This window comes from Micromonospora sp. NPDC004336, from assembly GCF_053602615.1.
On record NZ_JBSGDY010000357.1, the window covers coordinates 1 to 1750 of the forward strand.

Annotated in this window: 2 protein-coding genes; both read right to left on the reverse strand. The window is 79.4% G+C overall.

What is annotated here, in order from left to right:
- Positions 1–16: 16 nt before the first annotated feature.
- Entirely contained in the window at positions 17–853 is an 837-nt protein-coding gene (locus tag ACWENR_RS30700; protein ID WP_452280427.1) for a spermidine synthase, read from the reverse strand.
- Positions 854–918: 65 nt separating this feature from the next.
- Positions 919–1750, reverse strand: an 832-nt coding sequence (locus tag ACWENR_RS30705; RefSeq protein ID WP_452280428.1) for a DUF2267 domain-containing protein, incomplete at its 5' end; no start/stop codon positions are given.

A 1750-nucleotide genomic window follows, 5' to 3' on the forward strand; every position in this document is an offset into this window, starting at 1 on the left:
CCCCGGTCGGCGAGGATCACGTCAGGGTGTCACCACGCGCTCTCAGGCCCGGGGGCGGCGGGTCGGTCGCGGCGAGGGCGGCGTCGGTGGCGGGGCGGGCCCCGGCGACGAACCCGTCCAGGGCGGCCGCGTGCAGCACCCCGCCGGGCACCGCGTCCCTCGCCGCCCGTGCCGCCAGCCGGGCCACGGGCAGCCGCCCGGCGCGCGGCGCGGCGGCGAGGACCACGTTGCCGTACCGCCGGCCGCGCAGCATCCGCCGGTCGGCCACCAGGCACACGTCGGCGAAGACGGCCCGCAGGGTGGCCGCCTGCACCCGGGCGAACACCAGCGGCGGCAGGTCGGTCACGTTGACCAGGTAGACGCCGTCCGGGCGCAGGGTCCGGGCCACCTCGGCGGCGAACTCCACGGTCGCCACGTGCCCCGGCATCCGGGCCGCCCGGTAGATGTCGGCGAGTACCAGGTCGTACCGGCCGGCCGGGGCGTCGGCCAGCGCGTCCCGGGCGTCGGCGACCCGCACGTCGACGCCGGCCGGCAGGGCCGGCAGCTCGCGTGTCACCAGGTCGACGACGGCGGCGTCCCGCTCGACGACCAGTTGCGCCGAGCCGGGCCGGGTCGCGGCCAGGTAGCGCGGCAGGGTCAGCGCGCCGCCGCCGAGGTGCAGCACGGTCAGCGGCCGGCCGGGCGGAGCCGCCAGGTCCGCCGCGGCGGCCATCCGCCGCACGTACTCGAAGTGCAGGTGACGGGGGTCGGCGACGTCCACGTAGGACTGCTCGACGCCGGCGGCGAGCAGCGTGCGCCCGGTCGGCCGGGCCGGGTCCACGACCAGCTCCAGCCGGTGCGCGTCGACGTCCATGCCGGCACGCTAGCCGAGCCCGGGGGCGGGGCCGGCGGGCGGTCCGCCCACCGGCCCGCGCCGGGTCAGCCGGTGGCCATTCCGGCGCCCGCCTCGTCGATGGCGTCGTCGACGGCGTGCGCGAGGTCCACGTCCATGGCGGTCACGGCGCCGGCCTGGCGGGACCGTACGGTCAGCACGGCGGTCGTCGCGTCCGGGCGGCCGATCCGCGGCCCGCGCCCGGTCTCCTGCCGCAGCCGGTCGATCCGGTCGAGCACCCGGTCCAGGCCGTCGGCCGGCAGCTCCACGGTCCGCGACAGCGAGTCGCCGTCGCCCGACCAGTACGGCAGGCCGCGCAGCGCCTCCCGCAGCTCCGCGCCGCCCAGCGGCGGCGTGGCGGTGGCGGCGCCGACCACCCCGCCGCCGACCGGGGTCGGGTCCAGCAGCTCGCGCAGGCCGTCCGGCACGCGCAGCGACTCGACCAGGTCGCCGTCGTGGTCGGCGAGCGCCGCCACGGTCGCCTCGGCCTGGTAGCGGGCCTGCTCCGGGGTGCGCCCGCTGATCCGGCCCACCTCGGCGAGGAAGCCCGGCAGGTCCCGGTGCCGCTCGATGCCGTCCACCGGGACGACGTCGTGCAGCTTCGCCGGCACCGCCGCCAGCAGACGCCGGCGCTCCGCCTCGCCCAGCGCCCAGGCCAGGACCAGGACGGTCGACTCGACCCCCACCTTGGCGGTGCGGAAGTCGGTCCCGGTCCGGCGGACCACGTCGTCGACCAGCGCGTGGTAGCCGATCGGGGTCACGCCGGGCGTGCCCTGGCCCGGTTCCGGGAGGGGACGGGGAGACTCCGGCACGCCGGCCGGTGGCGGCGCGGGCCCGCCGCGGGTGCTGTCGGGCTTGTGCCGGCTGCCGGCCGGCGGC

Excerpts from the sequence above, each read along its gene's own strand:
- ACWENR_RS30700 (WP_452280427.1), bottom strand. The coding sequence starts at position 853 with ATGGACGTCGACGCGCACCGGCTGGAGCTGGTCGTGGACCCGGCCCGG.